Annotated in this window: 16 protein-coding genes and 1 tRNA gene; 4 read left to right on the top strand and 13 right to left on the bottom strand. The window is 54.6% G+C overall.

Translation table 11 applies throughout. From position 1 onward, the window contains the following. Window positions 1-61: 61 nt before the first annotated feature. Window positions 62-379, top strand: coding sequence for a DUF3303 domain-containing protein (locus tag SYN8016DRAFT_RS00080; RefSeq protein WP_006852156.1), 318 nt, complete (start codon window positions 62-64; stop codon window positions 377-379). Window positions 380-484: 105 nt separating this feature from the next. Here the strand turns inward: SYN8016DRAFT_RS00080 and SYN8016DRAFT_RS00075 are convergent. The 8 genes from SYN8016DRAFT_RS00075 to ftsH form a co-directional block, all read right to left on the bottom strand. After that, window positions 485-557 (bottom strand) — tRNA-Ala (locus SYN8016DRAFT_RS00075). Between the two features lie 64 nt (window positions 558-621). Further along, the gene (lexA, locus tag SYN8016DRAFT_RS00070; RefSeq protein ID WP_038013005.1) at window positions 622-1245 is read right to left on the bottom strand and encodes a transcriptional repressor LexA; all 624 of its coding nucleotides are present in this window, start codon (window positions 1243-1245) and stop codon (window positions 622-624) included. 54 nt (window positions 1246-1299) lie between these two features. Then, window positions 1300-1788 (bottom strand): hypothetical protein, encoded by a 489-nt coding sequence (locus SYN8016DRAFT_RS00065; protein WP_006852154.1) that lies wholly within the window; start codon window positions 1786-1788, stop codon window positions 1300-1302. Next, window positions 1785-2033 carry a hypothetical protein gene (locus SYN8016DRAFT_RS00060; RefSeq protein ID WP_006852153.1) on the bottom strand — a complete coding sequence of 83 codons (249 nt, stop codon included), beginning with the start codon at window positions 2031-2033 and terminating at the stop codon, window positions 1785-1787. The genes SYN8016DRAFT_RS00065 and SYN8016DRAFT_RS00060 overlap by 4 nt, the downstream gene beginning before the upstream one ends. Next, on the bottom strand, window positions 2030-2200 hold the full coding sequence (locus tag SYN8016DRAFT_RS15445; RefSeq protein WP_006852152.1) for a hypothetical protein: 171 nt from the start codon (window positions 2198-2200) through the stop codon (window positions 2030-2032). Before SYN8016DRAFT_RS15445 ends, SYN8016DRAFT_RS00060 begins: the two co-directional genes overlap by 4 nt. A 3-nt stretch (window positions 2201-2203) precedes the next feature. After that, a complete protein-coding gene (locus tag SYN8016DRAFT_RS00055) occupies window positions 2204-2956 on the bottom strand; it encodes a carboxylesterase (protein ID WP_006852151.1) in 753 nt (250 codons plus the stop codon). Further along, entirely contained in the window at window positions 2953-3900 is a 948-nt protein-coding gene (argF, locus tag SYN8016DRAFT_RS00050) for an ornithine carbamoyltransferase (RefSeq protein WP_006852150.1), read from the bottom strand. Before argF ends, SYN8016DRAFT_RS00055 begins: the two co-directional genes overlap by 4 nt. A gap of 214 nt (window positions 3901-4114) precedes the next feature. Next, a complete protein-coding gene (ftsH, locus tag SYN8016DRAFT_RS00045; RefSeq protein WP_006852149.1) occupies window positions 4115-5998 on the bottom strand; it encodes an ATP-dependent zinc metalloprotease FtsH in 1884 nt (627 codons plus the stop codon). Window positions 5999-6049: 51 nt separating this feature from the next. On the opposite strand from ftsH, the gene SYN8016DRAFT_RS00040 reads away from it, so the two are divergent. Genes SYN8016DRAFT_RS00040 through SYN8016DRAFT_RS00030 form a run of 3 tightly spaced genes read left to right on the top strand, consistent with a single transcriptional unit; the run spans window position 6050 to window position 8637 of the window. Further along, window positions 6050-6937, top strand: coding sequence for a hypothetical protein (locus SYN8016DRAFT_RS00040; RefSeq protein ID WP_253909746.1), 888 nt, complete (start codon window positions 6050-6052; stop codon window positions 6935-6937). After that, window positions 6891-7631, top strand: coding sequence for a potassium channel family protein (locus SYN8016DRAFT_RS00035; RefSeq protein WP_006852147.1), 741 nt, complete (start codon window positions 6891-6893; stop codon window positions 7629-7631). The genes SYN8016DRAFT_RS00040 and SYN8016DRAFT_RS00035 overlap by 47 nt, the downstream gene beginning before the upstream one ends. Window positions 7632-7680: 49 nt before the next feature. Then, window positions 7681-8637 (top strand): aldo/keto reductase, encoded by a 957-nt coding sequence (locus SYN8016DRAFT_RS00030; RefSeq protein ID WP_006852146.1) that lies wholly within the window; start codon window positions 7681-7683, stop codon window positions 8635-8637. On the opposite strand, the gene ribD is transcribed toward SYN8016DRAFT_RS00030, so the two are convergent. The 5 genes from ribD to SYN8016DRAFT_RS00005 form a co-directional block, all read right to left on the bottom strand. Beyond that, window positions 8634-9731, bottom strand: a complete 1098-nt coding sequence (ribD, locus tag SYN8016DRAFT_RS00025; protein ID WP_006852145.1) for a bifunctional diaminohydroxyphosphoribosylaminopyrimidine deaminase/5-amino-6-(5-phosphoribosylamino)uracil reductase RibD — start codon at window positions 9729-9731, stop codon at window positions 8634-8636. The two genes, SYN8016DRAFT_RS00030 and ribD, sit on opposite strands and share 4 nt — an antisense overlap. Then, the gene (locus SYN8016DRAFT_RS00020) at window positions 9731-10228 is read right to left on the bottom strand and encodes a DUF3122 domain-containing protein (protein ID WP_006852144.1); all 498 of its coding nucleotides are present in this window, start codon (window positions 10226-10228) and stop codon (window positions 9731-9733) included. Before SYN8016DRAFT_RS00020 ends, ribD begins: the two co-directional genes overlap by 1 nt. Window positions 10229-10444: 216 nt before the next feature. Further along, the gene (locus tag SYN8016DRAFT_RS00015; protein ID WP_006852143.1) at window positions 10445-13543 is read right to left on the bottom strand and encodes a glycosyl hydrolase family 18 protein; all 3099 of its coding nucleotides are present in this window, start codon (window positions 13541-13543) and stop codon (window positions 10445-10447) included. Window positions 13544-13934: 391 nt separating this feature from the next. Then, entirely contained in the window at window positions 13935-14267 is a 333-nt protein-coding gene (locus SYN8016DRAFT_RS00010) for a hypothetical protein (RefSeq protein WP_006852142.1), read from the bottom strand. A gap of 95 nt (window positions 14268-14362) precedes the next feature. Beyond that, the coding region (locus tag SYN8016DRAFT_RS00005; protein ID WP_006852141.1) for a YadA-like family protein at window positions 14363-17502 on the bottom strand (3140 nt) is incomplete at its 5' end.

The raw sequence follows: 17502 nt of genomic DNA, 5'->3' as shown, positions 1-17502 counted from the left end.
CTTGAGCAGCCTCTTCCATGGGCAGTGGCTAGGAAAAGAATGTCTTCATTTTTAGCCAACCATGCAAATGTATCTCGCGGACTGCATTTTTCCGGATATAGAAGGTCAGCTCGCTGCCTATAAAAGTTTTTGTGAATTATGGGATTCAGGGGAGATGGCAAAGGCCGATAGCTTCCCTGGCTTTGAGATGCTGTTTCGCGTCCATGCTCCAGGCGCTGGTCGGGTGACCTGTTTATTTAAAGCCGAAAGCGACGCACAGATTTTTGAACATTTCGCTCCTTGGCGCGCTCAATACGGCATTGAGATGGACTTCACTCCTGTGATCGGTTGCCAAGACGTTGTGGACCATCACAAAAAGCTGTTCGCAAAAATGGCCTAAGCACGCAGCCACGAAGCTGAATTGAATGCAAGAGAGCACAGAAGTCTGCGCTTTCTTGCACCAAGTTTCAGACGATTCGGGGAGTGCCACTAGCTGAAAACCTAGTGGAGCCAAGCGGATTCGAACCGCTGACCCCCTGCATGCCATGCAGGTGCTCTACCAGCTGAGCTATGGCCCCATCAACAGCTAAAAGACCCGCAAGCCTGTTCACTGTCGTGGCGAAGCATACACCGCCACGGAGCTCAAACCTGGCGCCACACCGCCATTAATTTGCCTTGAACCTGCACCTGCTCCGCTGGTAACTCAATGGGGGCATAGGCAGGATTCGCCGCTTCCAAGCGCACCAAACTGCCATCGAGATGGAAATGCTTAAGGGTGGTGCCACTCCCTGCCACCAAAGCACTCACGATCGTGCCCTGACGCAAGCGACCCGGCTCTTGCACAGGTCCCATCAGCACCACATCACCATCGGCGATGTGGGCATCCACCATCGAATCACCATTCACGGTGAGGGCAAACAAGCCCCGGGTTTCGAGCACGGGAGCCAGATCAAGGTGTTCCTGCACATCGTCGAAGGTTTCCACCAAACCACCTGCCGCTACAGCGCCAAGCACCGGAATACCCGACGCCACATCCCCCAACAATTGCAAGGTGCGCGCTTGTCCCTCCTGCCAAGTGAGCCATCCCTTCTGCTGCAAATGGCGCAATCGACTTTGCACAGGAGCGGGGGAACGCAGCCCCATCGCCTGCATCATCTGACGAATAGAGGGGCTGTGGCGATGGCTACCGATGTAGTCCGACAGCCAGTCGTAAAGCTCCTGCTGAGCAGTGGTGAGCGGCTCGGGGGATCCAGTGGTCACCGGGATGGTCCATTTCAGTCAATACATTTGTACCTATTCGCTGGGGGTTTGGCAAGGGGCTCAGGGATTGGGAGCTTGGGCGCAGATCCAGTTCACCTTGGAAGCCGTTCCCTGACGGCCTGGGTAAGGGCTCCAACGCCCCTCCTGATCCTGCCGCTCCAACACCCCATCAAGGCATTGGGCGCGCATCGATAGCTGGCGCGTACCCCACGGGTTGCTCTCGCCTTTGCGCATCAACAACAGGGCCTGAAACGTCACCGTCTGATCAAGGCGGCGAGGGTCACGCAGATATTCAGCCGCGTCGATCTTGGGGGATTGCATCGCCTCCATGAACGTCCATTCAGCCTGTTTTGCCGTGTCCTGATCAAGCATTTGCCGGCGCACCTGACTCCAAAACTTGGGCTCAGGTTTTGGCAACCAACTGGCATGGCTCGGCAACGCCGAGGCAACAGACACGGCGGCGGCCGTGGAACCCATGATCAGGATGGTTCGCACTGCAGCAGATGTTTGCAAGCCATCGCAGCTGCGCAGCCTGGAAAGAACGCTCATGGCTTGTCCTGGTCGACGTTTTTTTGCTTGATCAATTCCGCCAACATTTCCAATTTGGCGTTTTCAGATTCGGAGGCGCGAGAGGCCATCCAGGCACTGGAGGCTTTGAGCTGAGCGAGTTGCTGCACCAAAGAAAGAGCTGTTTCTCGAAGGGTGTCGATGTCATCGCACTCACGGATGAACCGGCCCCACTTTTCGAGTTCAAAGGACTGTTCCAGGCCTCGCTCGATCGGGTTCATACTCATGCGCTTTGCTCTCTTTTCTCCTGATCTTGCCGCTCCTGCTCGAGCAAGGGATCTGGCTCACCGTTGCAGATCGCTTGAGCCCTGCGATAAAAGCCGCTCTCACGGTCACCGGCCGCCTCTAGGGCTTCCAGAACCCTTTGCCAATTGTCTCGTTCGACTTGATCCATGTTTCAAGTTGACGTTGAAAAAATCTTACGTAGAAAGTCGAGACTGAGATCACGGACCACCGTCCATTCAGCATCCACCGTGATCGCATGACTACTGCGCTCTAACCAGCAAAGCTCTCGAGGAGAGGACTGCACATTGCGCATCAACAGCTCTATGCCACTGGATGAAATCACCTTGTCGCGACGACTGGCAATCGCCAGCAGCGGTTGCTGAACCTGGGTGAGCTGCTTGCGCGTGCAGGAGATGAGATCGAGCACGCGAGCACTGGTGGCCACGGGATAGCGGTCGTAAGACCAAAGCCGCTCTGCCGCGATCGGATCAAAGAAATCAGAGGCGGGCTTTGGCAACGATTGCGTGAATCGGATCAGCAAAGGGGCCAAAAAGCGGCGGGGGTCTCCGCTGCGAATGGGGGGTGAGTACAGCAAAAGAGCCTTGATTTGCGGGTAACGCAACGCCAGTTGCAGGCTCAAAATCGAGCCCAACGACAGTCCCCCCACCACCACTCTCTGCCCCTCTGACAACAGGCGCGTGATCAAGGCATCAAGAGGGTCGATCCACTGCTGCGGGTGCACCCCCATCAGATCCGTGAGCTTGGTTCCATGCCCCATGAGCAGGGGAACCTCAACGCCATAGCCCTCAGAATTCAAGGCCTGCGCGAGGAGCTGCATCTCGGAGGGTGAGCCGGTAAACCCATGGATGAGAACCACCGTCACGGCCCCACCAGGCAGTGAAAACGCCTGGGGCGATGCGCTCACAAACCACCAAGCAACACGGCGAGGAGAGCCTGCTGGGCATGCAGACGATTCTCCGCCTGGTCAAAGATCCGGCTGGAGGCACCCTCCATCACCCCGGCACTGATCTCCTCATCGCGATGGGCAGGCAAACAATGCAGAACAATCGCTTTGGGATCCGCTTCTGAGAGCAGGGCCTCATCCAAGCAAAACCCTTTAAACGCCTGCTCGCGCTCCGCTTGTTCCTCCTCCTGGCCCATCGAGGCCCATACATCCGTGTACAGCGCCTGGGCACCGCGCACCGCCGCCACTGGATCACTGGTGACCTCAATCTGCGCTCCAGACACGGCAAGAGCACGGGCTTGATCCAGCACCCCAGGAAGGGGCTCAAATCCATCGGGACAACCGATGCGCACATTCACGCCCAAAAGAGCACCGCAGAGCATCAAGGAGTGGGCCACATTGTTTCCATCCCCGACATAGGCCAGGGTTTGACCTTGCAGATCGCCAAAGGCCTCCTGCATCGTGAGGAAATCAGCTAAGGCCTGACAGGGATGTTCGAGGTCCGTGAGGGCATTGATCACCGGAATCGAAGCCCAGTAGGCGTAATCCACGAGCTCCTGTTGGGCAAAGGTGCGCACAGCGAGAGCGTCACAAAACCGACTCAAAACCCTGGCCGTATCTTCCAAGGGTTCACCACGACCGAGCTGGGTGACCTGGGGATTGAGATCAACGGTTTGACCACCGAGGCGGGCCATTGCTACTTGAAAGCTCACCCTGGTGCGCGTGGACGCTTTGGTGAAGATCAACCCCAGCACGCGATTGCCGAGATCGATGCGACGGTCACCAGATTTGAGTTGGCGCGCAAGGTCGAGCAGAGCCTGGGTTTCATCCGCCGAAACGTCCGCAGACGACAGGTAATCACGCCCGCTCAGGGAGGTGAGAACAGCAGCAACGCCCTTATCCATGCCAGCGGCTTTAAAGGAGTGTTATCGGGGATGAAAGGCCTGCTCGTCAAGCCTTCTTGATCCTCCGTGCTGGAACCGATGCTGTTCGCGGCGCCTGGAGCTCAGCGATCACACAAAAAAACTGCCCCCCGAAGGCGACAGTTGATGGAGTTCATGCACTTCCCTCAGTGAATGACAACTGAAATGGAATCCGCTCTAACGACAGAGCTGCTGCTTAGGCAGCAACGGAATGCTCCTCGGGCATCACGCTGGCCGACAGCATTTCTCTGAGGTCATCCCCTTCGATCACTTCTTTTTCAAGAATTTTCTGGGAGATCGTTTCGAGCAGCGCCATGTTTTGACGAAGGATCGCCAGGGCTTGATCGTGAGCACGATCCACAAGGCCCCGCACTTCGCGATCGATCGCCTGCGCTGTGGCATCACTCACCGCACGGCGAGGATTGTTGTTGCCGCCAAGGAAACGGCCACCACCTTGCTTGTCATACGCAAGCGGTCCAAGCGTGTCGCTCATGCCGTAGGTGCCCACCATCTGCTCAGCGATGTCGGTGGCGCGCTGCAAGTCATTAGCAGCTCCCGTGGTGATCTTTCCGAAGACAATTTCCTCAGCAGAGCGGCCGCCCAAGAGAGTGGCAATCTGCCCTTCTAGATCTTCGCGAGAGTTGAGGAAGCGCTCTTCCGTAGGAAGTTGCAGGGTGTAGCCCAGGGCACTCATGCCGCGGGGCACGATCGAAATTTTGGCCACTTTGCTGCCACCAGGCATGAGGTGACCCACGATCGCGTGACCAACCTCGTGATAAGCCACAACCTTTTTCTCGTCGTCTTGCATTACCCGGCTCTTTTTCTCGAGGCCGGCAACAACGCGCTCAATGGCTTCATTGAGATCGCCCTGGACAACTTCTTTCTTGTAATTACGGGCCGCCAAGAGGGCTGCTTCGTTCACCAAATTGGCAAGATCAGCGCCCGCAAAACCACTGGTGGCTTGAGCAATTTTGTCTAAATCAACCTCTTCAGCAAGTTTTACTTTTTTGGCGTAGATATCGAGAATCGTTTTGCGGCCAGAGAGATCCGGGCGGTCCACAAGCACCTGACGGTCGAATCGACCTGGGCGCAGCAGTGCAGCATCAAGAACTTCAGGTTGGTTGGTGGCAGCCAACACAATCACCGGCTTGTCTTTGGAGGCAAAGCCATCCATTTCGGTGAGCAATTGATTGAGCGTTTGTTCGCGTTCGTCGTTACCGCCAACCACACCCATCGAGCCCGAACGGCTCTTACCAATCGCATCCAACTCATCAATAAAGATGATGCAGGGAGCATTCTTTTTGGCCTGTTCGAACAGGTCGCGAACGCGCGCGGCGCCAGCTCCCACAAACAGTTCTACAAATTCGGAACCACTGATAATGAAGAAGGGCACCCCTGCTTCACCGGCAACGGCTTTGGACAAGAGTGTTTTTCCCGTACCTGGAGGGCCCACCAGCAACACACCTTTGGGAATGCGGGCGCCGATATCGGTGTAGCGCTCGGGTGTTTTTAAGAAGTCAACAATTTCATTGAGCTCATCCTTGGCTTCATCCACACCTGCCACGTCGGCAAAGGTGACCCGGGATTGCTCATCAGGCACGTACACCTTGGCCTTGCTCTTGGTGAAATTCAGCGCACCTTGCGCACCGCCACCACCCATGGAGCGACGGGCGAAGAACTGCAGCACCAGGATGAAAATCAGCGGCGGGACCACCCAGCTCAAAATGGTGGTGAAGATATTGGGCTTTTTCGGCGGCGCGGCAGCAAACTCAACGCCTTTGCTTTCAAGGCGCTGAGGCAGATCCATGTCAAAGATCGGCGTGGTGGCGAGCACGGAAGGGGCCCCTTCCTCCACCTCACTGAGCTCGTAACGAATTTGATCTTGGGTGATGAAGGCGCGCTTAACCGCTCCATCGTTGACCTGATCGATAAACAGGGAGTAAGGCACCCGAGGCACCTGCTGCATCCCTTGATTGGGAATGAAGCTGCTGAGCAACAACAACACTCCGAAGCCAATCAAAACAATGTTGATGATCCCGAAGCGCCGATTAGGGCGATTGTCGTCTTCTCGAATCGCCATGAAGCCGGTTCCCGAATGCGCACCAAACTAAGTCGGTAGTTTCCCTGTTGGGTGCCCGTGCTGGAGGGAGAACCGAACGCCTGGATGGCCAGCGAAAGTCTGCGTCCCCATTGGCATAGTTCCCTAGGAACCAGCGCATGGCTCCATCCCCTTGGCATTTGGACCAGCCGTCGCCTCCGTAAGGGCCATGGACCTCTCAGAAAGAAGCACTACCAGGCCCTTAATTTGATCGAGATCCTTCGCGCTTTGCTGAGGCCAAAGCGGGTGGAACGCCTCGAAACGCAGACAGCCCTGGCGTTCATTGTTGGCCCCCTTCTGTTTGCGCTTGGTTCCTGGGTGCAACTACACACAAACCAAGAGCCACGGTTGGCTCTTGGTTTGCTGGCAATCGGTTCTGTGTTCTTCACAGCCGGTGGTTGGTGGCAACTCCAGCAAGCACGAATTGGAGATCGAATGCTGCCAAGGGACGGGCCGTCCTGGGAGTGGTGTGGCCTGCGTTGCACCCTCACTCAAAGCATTGGCACGGTGTTGTTCAACATCGAGACCTTTTTCAGTTGGAGCCTCCAACATCCAAACACTGAGCTCTGGCTATGGCTGGGGATCCTCCCCAATGTGCTCGGATCCATCCTCTTTCTGATTTCTGCTGCCTACGGACTGCAAGAGGTCGGACACGGAAGACTTTTGGTGTTCGAACCAGATCACCTTGGCTGGTGGATTTCGATCGTGAATGCCTTGGGTTGTGTCTGGTTCATGCAATCGGCCATCGCCGGGTTACCAACAAACTTGCCCCTGGAACAGGTCTTCGACAGCACAATGTCCATGCGTACGACCTTGCTGGGCTCGCTGGCGTTCGCGATCGTTGGAATCCTGAGCCTGGCGGAATGCTCTGAAGATGAAATCAGACCGAGCGAAGCGCCGCTATCGAGAAAAAATTTATGAGCTGCTGCTAGCCCTCTGCTTAGTGGTGTTGGTCAGCTTTGCTTTTCCGCGCTTGAGCTGGATCGGCCCCCTGGGCTACGCCTTGATCGCCTTGCTGCTCACGCAATTGGTGATGATCCGCAAGACGTCGCTCAGCGTGGGAGACCGCCTGTACCAACTCCTAGGTCTTGGAGCTCTCCTTGCCCTGCTCCTGTGGCAAATCACGCCTGTGCGCTGGGTGGTAAGCGGCGTTCCCCTTGTGCTCAGCTGGAGTTTGCTGGTGGGATGGAGCGTGATCCGCTTGGTGGAGCGGCTCTCCCTGGAACGAAGAGTCACCTCTGGATTGTTGATGGGCGCTGCCGCTGGCTATCTGCTCTTAGGCCTGACGGCGGGTTTGGTGATGAGTGCGGTGGAAACCATCCAGCCGGGCAGTTTCGAACCGCTCAACATCCTTCAAGAATCCGCCAACGGGGCTGACGTCAGCGTGCTGGTCTCGATGGACGCCTTCTCCCAGATCAACTATTTCGCCTTCATTTGCTTAACCACGGTGGGCTTTGGTGACATCCAACCCGTGCTGCCCATCTCGCGGATGCTGGCCGTGATCACAGGAATTATCGGACCGCTCTATTTAGCCGTGGTGATGGGAGTCCTGATCGGTCGCTACACCAACCAAGTGGAAGAGAAAGAGATCTTTGAACACGACGATCGACGCTGAGCAGATGCGTCAGCACTAGCGTGGAGCGAAAAAAGAATCAACAACAACCATGCAATATGCATCCCTATCCAACGGCGACCAGATGCCGTTGTTGGGCTTAGGAACGTGGAAGTCCGAATCAAGACAGGTTTATGCGGCCGTACGGGAAGCGATCAAGATTGGATATCGCCACATTGATTGCGCGAGCGTTTATGGCAATGAAAAGGAAGTTGGTGATGCGATTCGGGATGCCATCCAGAATCATGAGGTCACAAGATCTGAGCTTTGGATTACATCCAAGCTTTGGTCTAACTGCCATGGGAAAGATCGCGTTGAGGCGGCACTGAACCAATCCATTCAGAATCTCGGCGTGGACTATCTGAATCTTTACCTGATTCATTGGCCGGTGAGCATCAAGCCAGAGAAACCGTTTGCAGAATCGGTTGATGATCTGCTCTCACCGGAACAAAGTCCGATCGGCGAAACATGGGAGGCGATGGAATCAGCATGCGAAAAAGGCCTGACAAGACATATTGGTGTCAGCAACTTTTCGATTCAAAAGTTGCAAAAACTGATCTCCTCTTGCAAACAAAAACCAGAGGTGAATCAAGTAGAGCACCATCCCCTTTTGCAACAGCAAGCACTCTTGGAGTACTGCGCATCGGAAGGGATTCTGATCACCGCCTATTCCCCACTCGGGTCCATGGACCGGCCCGAAGCCTTCAAAGTGAAGGATGCGCCGGTTGTGCTCGAGAATCCCGTCATTCGCTCGATTGCAGAAACGCGTGGCTGCTCGCCGGCCCAGGTGGTGCTGGCATGGGATGTGCAACGGGGCATCTCAGCCATTCCCAAGTCGGTCAAGCCGTCACGGTTGCTTGAAAACCTGCAAGCGGCGGAGATCAAACTCAGCACCAGCGAGTTGCAAACGATGGAAGCGCTCGATCAAAACATCCGCCTGGTGAACGGATCGTTTTGGGTGATGGAGGGAGGTCCCTGGACACTTCAATCGCTGTGGGATACCCCTTAAACAGCCGGGCCCAGGGGAGGCGTGATGGCTTGCAGCAACAGATCAGATCCCAACCGTTCTGCCTTCAGCGCGGACAGAGGAATCACCTGATCCATCGCCGAGAAACCCAGATCGCCCAGGGAGGTCCTGGCCAAGGTGCCTCCGAGAAGCTTGGGGGCAATCACCACCGCCAATTCCTGCACACACCCTTGCTGTAGAGCTGCTGCTGCCAGGGCCGGGCCGCATTCCCAGAGCACGCGGTTGCAGCCTCTTTCAGCCAAAGCATGCAGGAGATCCAAAGGCTCGCTGGCGAAAAGCTCAAGAGGTTCCGGCCCCTCTGGCAGGGGGCGATCAGCGCTCCCTGGCCCATGGGCCAGGAGCGTTGGGGCCAGGCTGGTATCCCAAAGCTGTGCCTGGGCAGGCAGGTCAAGACTGCGGCTCAGCACCACGCGCAGGGGTTCGGGCGAACGCCCTCCACGGCTGGTGAGCAGGGGGTTGTCAGCGCGCAGCGTGCCAGCACCCACAATCACCGCATCGCAACCAGCGCGCAACTGATGCACCCAGCCCCGCGCTGGAGGAGCACTAATCCACTGGCTTTCGCCATTTGGCAGGGCCGTGCGGCCGTCCAAACTCATCGCCCACTTGAGAAGGGCCCAGGGCCGGCCGGTTTGAACGCGATGCACAAAGGCTCGGTTTTGCTGGGCCGCTTCCGCCTCCAGCACCCCAGTGATCACCTCCAATCCAGCATCGCGCAAGCGCTGAATGCCACCACCGGCCACGCGTGGATCAGGATCTGTAAGGGCCACAACCACGCGCTGAATGCCAGCAGCAATCACCGCCTGCGCACAGGGGGGCGTGCGGCCCTGATGACAGCAAGGCTCGAGCGTGACAATGATCGTGCCGCCCTGGGCGCGGGCACCCGCTTGAGCAAGGGCACCCACCTCGGCATGGGCTTGGCCTGCTTTGGCATGAAAGCCCTCACCCACCAGGACTCCTTGAGCATCCAAAACCACTGCACCCACGAGGGGGTTGGGGCTGGTTTGGCCTTCCGCCAGGGCTGCCAACTGCAGCGCCCGGCGCATCCAACCATTCCAGTGCTTGCAGCCCGCTTGCATCAGCTCAACGGCTGGGTTTGCACATCCCGCCACTCACCCACCACATAGGGGGGAACGGGCAACTCATTAAAGACACCTGGCAGGAACAGGCGCAGAGGACGGTTGTTGCTCAAATTGCTGAGCAGCGGATCGAGGGCGAATTCAGCGGCTGCTTCGCGGCCGTCGCTGGCGAGCGCGGGATTGTCGAGAGTGATGTCATCCAAGTCCCATTCCTTCACTCCGGCTTGAACATGCAGCGATACCGGATGCTCAAGCCGAACTTTTCCGGGGTAACCCACAATTCTCAGGATCACTGGGTTACCGGGCTCACCGGTGCGATAGGCCACGGCTTGCCAGCTGTCGTAATCAAGGTCTCGCAGGCTTTCGAGACTGCGCAGCATCGGTGCACCCGCCTCATCGTTGTGTTGGTGAACCTGGGCTAGGGCTGCATTGGGCGTGACAAGAAGCAGGAGCACCGCAGCGAGCAAGGAAACCAAAAGCCGACGCAGCACACCCATCTGAACAAGCCAATTCGTGTGGCCATCATCGGCGCTCCATGCCTGGAGTGCGGGACTCTCAGGCGTGAGCTAAAAACGGAACCATTTTGCGACGAGTACCAAAGCCGACGCCGCAATCACATCAACAACAAAATCCTCCCCATTCAGGAGAGGATGATGCCGCTCAACCAAGGGCACTAGAACTTAAAATTGCCAGAGCACTCAACAGCTCTTGGATCAAGCTAATGCCGTAAAATCACTGATACTAAATTCACCATTTCCGCCCAAAACATAATCAAACTCTGGAGCCTTATCAACCGCATCTGCATAGGAGGCACCCTGACGCAGAATGTCATCAGCAGCCTCCACCAAACTGAGATCACCTTCAGCATCATTGCTCAGGGCCCAGAACATCATTCCACCCAGATCTTTCGCATGAACGTAAGCCGCTTTTCCAGCGATTGTGGCGGTGGTTTCAATGGAACTCCATTCATCACCGTTATAGGCAAAGGCCGCTTTGCTGTTGTCATCCCAGTAGAGATCTGTCTGCCCCGTGATCACATCCGTCACGATGTCTTTGTAGTCATAAACCCCGGCTTCAAGCGATCCTTCAGCCTCTGCACCCATCCCTGACTGTTGATAACCAAAGCTGCCGCCATCCTCGACCCCACCCCAAGCCCGGGTATAGGCCGGAGCCCCCAAAACCACCTTGCTGAGCTCCACGCCAGCATCTTCGAAAACAGACACAGCCGTTGTGACGTCGTAATTGTTGGCATCACCCGTCATCGCTGCCTGATGCCCCGTTTGATTCTCCCAACCACCGTGGAAGTCGTAGGTCATCACATTATAAAAATCAACGTAAGGATCGATACCAGCAAGATTGAGATTGGCAAGCTTTTCTGAGCCACCAGCTGTAGCAATAGAAACCTCATAGTTTTCACCTGTCTCCGATTCAAGCGCATCAAGCTCAGCGCGCAACTGTTCAAGCACTAAGGCAAAGTTTGCCCCATCGTTAGGACTCGATGCATTACCGGGATCCCCACCACCACCGGGGTATTCCCAATCAAAATCAACAACACTGAAGAAATCGTTGTTCCTAAAAATATCCACCACATCACTGGTGAAGCGATCGCGACCGCTTTGGGTTGCAAACGCTGTGCTGAACTCATCGGAGAGCGTCCATCCACCTAAGGCAAACCCAAGCTCAACATTGGGGTTGAGCTCCTTGAAACGACGAAGCTGCTCGAAATTGCCTGCATCCTGGGGACCCGCATCATTCCAACCAACGGGAACACTGGTGACCGTGACCGAATCAGCCGATTCACTGATCGTGTAGCGATCGGAGTTGTAAGCAGCGATCAGAGCAGGATCAACCGCTGCATACTCCGCTTGGCTAAACGTACGGCTCACTTGATCCGCTGCCTCAAACCGCTTCTCTTGCGCTGCATAGGAATCAAACAGCTGAACAGAGCCATCCGCCTTCACATCAAAAAAGCTGTAATTGAGATGGGTCATCGCTTGCCCATTCACATCGGACAGATTGATATCGCGCTCATACACACCCCACTCCTCGAAATAGGTGACGATGCGCTTGTCACCACCCCCATTCGGAGCTTGCAGATCCAACGAATCCACAGACTCGTTGAAGGCAGTGGGTTCCATCACTGAATCCATCACTACATCCAGCGCTGAATCGATCTGCTCCGACGACACAGTTGAGCCATCTGAAACATCTGCAGTCTCTGCAGGATCTGCAACATCAACATCAACATCAACATCAACAAAATCAAACACCTCAGCAGGGTTTGTGGCCTCACCAGCCGCTTGGTAATAAGACGACTGTGAATCGCCTGGATCTAAGGGAGCAGCCCATGATTTAGGAGAGAGCAAGACGTCGTAGCGTCCATCACTGCGCAGCTCAGACTGCACATCAAAGTTGCTGACCGATGTCAGCGGTGCATCCATGACAAGGGCAACACTCCAGTCGGTGCCGGCAGAACCATTGCCCAGATTGGTCACGGTGATCTCGCCAGCAAAGACGCCAGACCAACCACCGGTGATCGTGGCCGATACAGAGAGTCCCTGCGAATCTGCCATCAGCGGCGATGGCTCAGAAACTGGCGATGGCTCAACGACTGGCGATCCTTCAACAATGGGCAGTTGCTCAGCAATGGGCAGTGGCTCAGCAATGGGCAGTGGCTCAGCAATGGACGCTGCTTGTTCTGGAGCCACAACATCGGCCCCAGACGCAGCAACAAAAAACATTGCATTGGTGAGTGCACCCGAATCCGCCAGGCCAATGCTTCCGGCGTTGAAAGACAGATCAACAGACCCACCAGCTGGAATCTCAAGGCCCCAGGCGGGAGGCGTAATCAACACCTGATAGACACCACCACCGAGATCGTTCACTGAGGATTCAGCCGACCAACTCTCAAAATCGGGTTGATTGGTCAAAAAACTGAACGACCAATCCTTGAGTGCAACATTCGATGCGTTCGAGAGCGTGAGGGTTCCACCCATCCCCCCGGAATAGAGATTGCCAGCAACCGAAGCCTGCAGTTCGCCCGAGCTCGATGGCATCGGATGGTTGTGCATGGAGTGGTCAGTCATGGACTGAGACGCGTCCATCGCTATCACGGTGGAGTCAGGATTCACCATCAGCCCAGCCCGCACCTGCTCGCCATCGGTGGAGGCACCACTGGGAGCTTGAGGCGTGAGGAGACCAGCCCGGCTCACTAGGGACACCTCTTCGGCCGTGAAGCCAAAGGGAACCTCGAGGTTGTCCTCCATCACCTGATCGTGATGAAACTCGAGATTGGCGCCGATCAAATCACTGCGCTGAACGCCTGTTAACAGAACACTTTGATTCGTGGGCTCAAACTGAATCAATAGCCCCTGATCCGTATCGACCACAGAGAGTCGTTCGCGTGTACCGGTGTAGAGAAAGTTCAGCTTTTGGGTTTGAGGATCAAAGCCATTAATCACCTCTTGAACACCAAATTGATGGGAGCGCACGTACACAGTCCCCGGTTCACGGGAACCGATGCCTTGCTCCCAAGACAGCACCGCGCCAATGTCTTGACGAAGATGTTCATTGCCAACAACACCAAGGTTATCCAGGCTGAGATCGTTCCAACTCAACCCCTGAAGGGCTTGCACCTGATCTCCCCAGGGATTCACAATCCCCGCCGTGCCATCAGGTAAGGCACCAAGAATTAAGCCATGAACAGATATCTCTCCAAAATCCAAACGATCTTTTGTTGGATTGAAATCGGTGATATCAGATCCTGCAGGGTTGGCTTGATAGGTCACGCCACCAATAAAGGAATCAGTCATCATTCAGACCTCAAGAACAGAAAGAGAAGAGCCATGAAATGCAGATTTCGAATCATGCCAGAACCAATATTTAAGGAAGCAAAACAATCACCAGCTCAAGACAAAGCCGGCATCAATGCAGCCTCAAAATAAAAGCAGACAACAAAGAATCAGTTTCCCTCTAGGAAACCGAGAATCAATGAATCTTCCTTCAAGCAAAGAAGGAAAAGCAATTCAGAAACGCAGCTTTTGAACTCCAAAACCACGTTTACAGATCCAAACCCCCTAACCATGACCCAACCGCATAGCGACTATGACCAACTGCATCTGAGAAAGACACCAAACAATCAAAAAGCTCGCCATTGCTGACGAGCCAAGCCTGGAAAAGCAGTCAACGCTGCGATTGAAGCGCCTACGAACCGGCGACACAGCGCTTGCCTTCAGGCTGCATCATCAGATTGACCAATGCAGGGCCATTTTGACCGATCGAACCCGCCACTTGAGAGATGGCTGTGAGCGTTTTTCCGTCATACCGAGCTTGATAACCATTAGCCATACAGGTGCAGTAGGCATTTTGGTTGGAGACGTTGGGAGTTTTGCCTGACTTACAACCCTTCAAGAAGGAGTCGCGAAAACTCCGAGACAGCTGAGCGTCCGTTGGTTGCTTCTGGGCAGATTGCGCCCATCCGACTTGGGGAATCAAGGCCAAACCAAGAGCAGCAACGAAAAGAAACGAAGAACGCATCAACAAAAAACGAATAGAACAAATTTAACCGAAAACATTGGCCATCAAACAACCATCGAGGTTCTAACACTGGCAAGACACCATAGAACTGACGTCTATTGCTTGTCAGAGCTCTGCAAGCCAAGCTTCTGCATGATGGCATTGAATTGTCGCTGCAACTTATTGACCTTTTGATCACGAGCTTCTAATTGAGACTTGAGATTTTCAATCTCATCTCGATTCGAAGAATCACGGGCCGTGAGTTCCTCGATCTGAGCTTTAAGAATCTCGATCAGATTCTGAGTTGCCTCGGATGCAGCTGCATCCGACCCAGCATTCGTGCGCTGGTTTTCCATCAACTCCTCCAATCTCCTTGTGAGAGAGTCAATTTGTTGATCGCGAGACTGCACTTCACCCTCCAAACGGCTGATGTCTCCAGACACTTCACCGAGGTAAGCAGACACTTGAGGGTCAGAAACGGAGATCCCTGCACTGGAGTCAGAGCTGGGCTCTGCACTGCGCAGTTCCTTCACCTCAGATTGCAAGGCTGCAATTTGCTGGCCGTACAGGCTCTCTTTTGCCACCTTGTCGGAGCGATCAATCTTGCCCAACGGGAAGGAGAAGCCGATACGACCTGCGAAGGATGACGTAGAGCCATACTCGTAATCAACCGATGGCGTATACGCAATCGCTCCATTGAGATGGAAGCGATCCTTGATCCGTAGGGCACAACCACCGGCAACTGAATACTGCGAGCCGAAACCACCCCCGGCAAAACCACAACGGGCTGGTTCATCTGGTAGCAGCGACACCTCGGGCAATCCAGACAGCGCAGCGCCAACAGCACCGGCTGACTCCGCAGCACGACCTAAACCGCGGGCTGCTTTTTCAAGTTTTGGAATCGTAGTTTTCACTGCTGTTTCCACTTGCCCCATCGAGACCGATGAACGCTTGAGTGTTCCATCATCGTTTGCTGCCACCAGCGCCGTTCCTGATCCACTCAATCCAGGAATCGTCACCTCATCCGCTGAGGTACCTATGACCACTTGATTGGTTCTTGTAGTTGTTGCACCAGCACCAAGAGCTGTTGATCCAGCAAACACTGCTGATGATCCAGCACCAACAGCTATTACTTGATTTCCTTTGGCGACGGAATCCGATCCAATCGCTATGGCATTGACGCCATTCGCCGTTGAATAAGCACCAATTGCCGTGGCATTCGTCCCAATCGCTTTGGACTCGCCGCCATAGGCCGATGTGGAAGTGCCATCAGACAACGAATTCGTTCCACCTGCAATCGGATCGGTATTAAATCCAAGCGCCTGCGCTCCCGAACCAAAAGCGAAAGCCCGGCGACCATTGGCCAAAGCACCAGATCCAATGGCTACAGATTGATCGCCATTGGCGGTAGAGAAACCGCCAATGGCCATGGTGTTTTCTGATGTGGCATTCGCTCCAAAGCCATAGGCCACAGCACCACGACCTGTAGCTGATGAATTCATGCCGGAGGAAATAGAACCTACACCCGATGCATTGGCCAGAACACCAAGAGACGTGGATCCTGCTCCAGTGGCTTTAGCAAAAGTACCTAAGGCAGTTGCTGCAACAACTTGATCTGATCCTGCACCGCTATTGGCCTGACTGCCAGCACCAATGGCGGTGGTGCCAGAGCCTGTTGCATCCGATAATTGGCCATAACAAGTTGCTCCGTTGCCAGCGCCCACGCAATAGCTGTTGGGTAGGTCCGCTTCTGCGAAGGTGGCGACCTTCAGCACACCATCAGGTTGGGTCACGATCACTCCTACCTGGCTAGGAATCTGAGTTTTAAGGCTTGGCGTCTGGATGCTTGAAGTTCCTGTTCCAATCGTGATCCGATCGACTGCGGTGGTTTGGGCGCCCGCACCAATAGCCGTGGAATCGGCATAGGATGCATTTGAACCCACACCAAGGGCAAGAGCATTTTCTGCATTGGCGATACTGGAATCACCAATCGCAATCGACGAGACACCGGAGGCTATTGCACTATCACCAATCGCTAGTGCTTTGGTTTGAGTTGCAGAACTGCCACGACCAATGGAAATCGATTGCACACCAGATGCATCTGAGAAAGCACCAAAGGCTGATGCAGAAGCAGCAGTTGCGCGCGCATTGCGTCCTAAAGCAACGGCATTAAATGTGTTAGTAAAAGCACCAGCACCAACAGACGTTGCACCTAAATCAAGATCATTCGTTGCTCCCGCTGCAGTGGAATACGCACCCAATGCTGTGGTATTCATTCCCGTTGCATTTGCAGCCGGACCATAACAAACAGCGTTGTCTCCATTGCCTTCGCAGGTAAGAGATTCAAGGGTGTTATCTCCAACCTCTTTTCTAGAAAGTGTTCCATCGCCATTGGCAGTGACAATGGCACTACCAGTGCCAAAAAGATTGGCAAGCGTAACTTGAGTAGAAGCAGAACCAAGCATGAGCTGATTCGCTCGGGTCGTTTTGGATTCAGCTCCAATCGCAGTAGAGCGCAGTTGACCAGAATCAGATTTATAGCCAAAAGCGGTTGACTCCCTACCAGAAGCCTTCGCGTCCTTACCAAAAGCAGAACTATCTTCTGCAGATGCAATCGCTTCGTAGCCAACCGCTGTTGACTCTTTGCCAGAAGCGATGGATCCCGTACCAAAGGCAGAACTTTCTTCTGCATTGGCAATGGCTTTGTAGCCCACAGCTGTTGCCTCATCCCCAGAAGCATCAGCACTACGACCAATTGCAGTTGCATTCGTAGACGATGCAGAGGATGCATTACCCAATGACGTAGCTCCAACAGCTGTAGATTTCGCACCTGATCCAATCGCGGTTGATGAAGCTCCTGTCGCCTCAGCATCGTTGCCATAACATTCAGCACCGTCTCCCTCACCAGTACATTTGAGAGCGTTGTATGAACGGTCGGCGATGTTTATCCCAACTTCATAATTTGTGGTGTAATTATTAGCCTCGTCAAAACCACCGGTTGCAGTCACTGTGACTTTTTGATCAACCGCTGAAACAGTGGTCTTGAGAGCACTTAGCGAACCGTTGGGATTAACAATAATATTATTGCCACCAGTGTTCACTTCTAGTTGACCACCATTATTAATTGTCAGACCATTACCCGCTGCAACCTCAACGCCATAACTCGTTGTTTGAGTTCCGGCGTCGTATTTAGAGGTAACGGTGACACCGTTACTGGTAGAAGCAGCCCCACCAGCAACTGCACCTGCTTGGGTTG

It is taken from the genome of Synechococcus sp. WH 8016 (assembly GCF_000230675.1).
Lineage (GTDB): Bacteria > Cyanobacteriota > Cyanobacteriia > PCC-6307 > Cyanobiaceae > Synechococcus_C.
The sequence above is the reverse complement of the archived record's forward strand: the minus strand, read 5'-3'. Positions and strand labels throughout refer to the sequence as shown.

Bases quoted from the DNA above. Each gene is read 5' to 3' on its own strand.
- SYN8016DRAFT_RS00080 (WP_006852156.1), top strand. From the start codon at position 62: ATGCAAATGTATCTCGCGGACTGCATTTTTCCGGATATAGAAGGTCAG.
- SYN8016DRAFT_RS00065 (WP_006852154.1), bottom strand. From the start codon at position 1,788: ATGAGCGTTCTTTCCAGGCTGCGCAGCTGCGATGGCTTGCAAACATCT.
- SYN8016DRAFT_RS00060 (WP_006852153.1), bottom strand. From the start codon at position 2,033: ATGAGTATGAACCCGATCGAGCGAGGCCTGGAACAGTCCTTTGAACTC.
- SYN8016DRAFT_RS15445 (WP_006852152.1), bottom strand. From the start codon at position 2,200: ATGGATCAAGTCGAACGAGACAATTGGCAAAGGGTTCTGGAAGCCCTA.
- argF (WP_006852150.1), bottom strand. From the start codon at position 3,900: ATGGATAAGGGCGTTGCTGCTGTTCTCACCTCCCTGAGCGGGCGTGAT.
- ftsH (WP_006852149.1), bottom strand. From the start codon at position 5,998: ATGGCGATTCGAGAAGACGACAATCGCCCTAATCGGCGCTTCGGGATC.
- SYN8016DRAFT_RS00035 (WP_006852147.1), top strand. From the start codon at position 6,891: ATGAAATCAGACCGAGCGAAGCGCCGCTATCGAGAAAAAATTTATGAG.
- SYN8016DRAFT_RS00030 (WP_006852146.1), top strand. From the start codon at position 7,681: ATGCAATATGCATCCCTATCCAACGGCGACCAGATGCCGTTGTTGGGC.
- ribD (WP_006852145.1), bottom strand. From the start codon at position 9,731: ATGCAAGCGGGCTGCAAGCACTGGAATGGTTGGATGCGCCGGGCGCTG.
- SYN8016DRAFT_RS00020 (WP_006852144.1), bottom strand. From the start codon at position 10,228: ATGGGTGTGCTGCGTCGGCTTTTGGTTTCCTTGCTCGCTGCGGTGCTC.
- SYN8016DRAFT_RS00015 (WP_006852143.1), bottom strand. From the start codon at position 13,543: ATGACTGATTCCTTTATTGGTGGCGTGACCTATCAAGCCAACCCTGCA.
- SYN8016DRAFT_RS00010 (WP_006852142.1), bottom strand. From the start codon at position 14,267: ATGCGTTCTTCGTTTCTTTTCGTTGCTGCTCTTGGTTTGGCCTTGATT.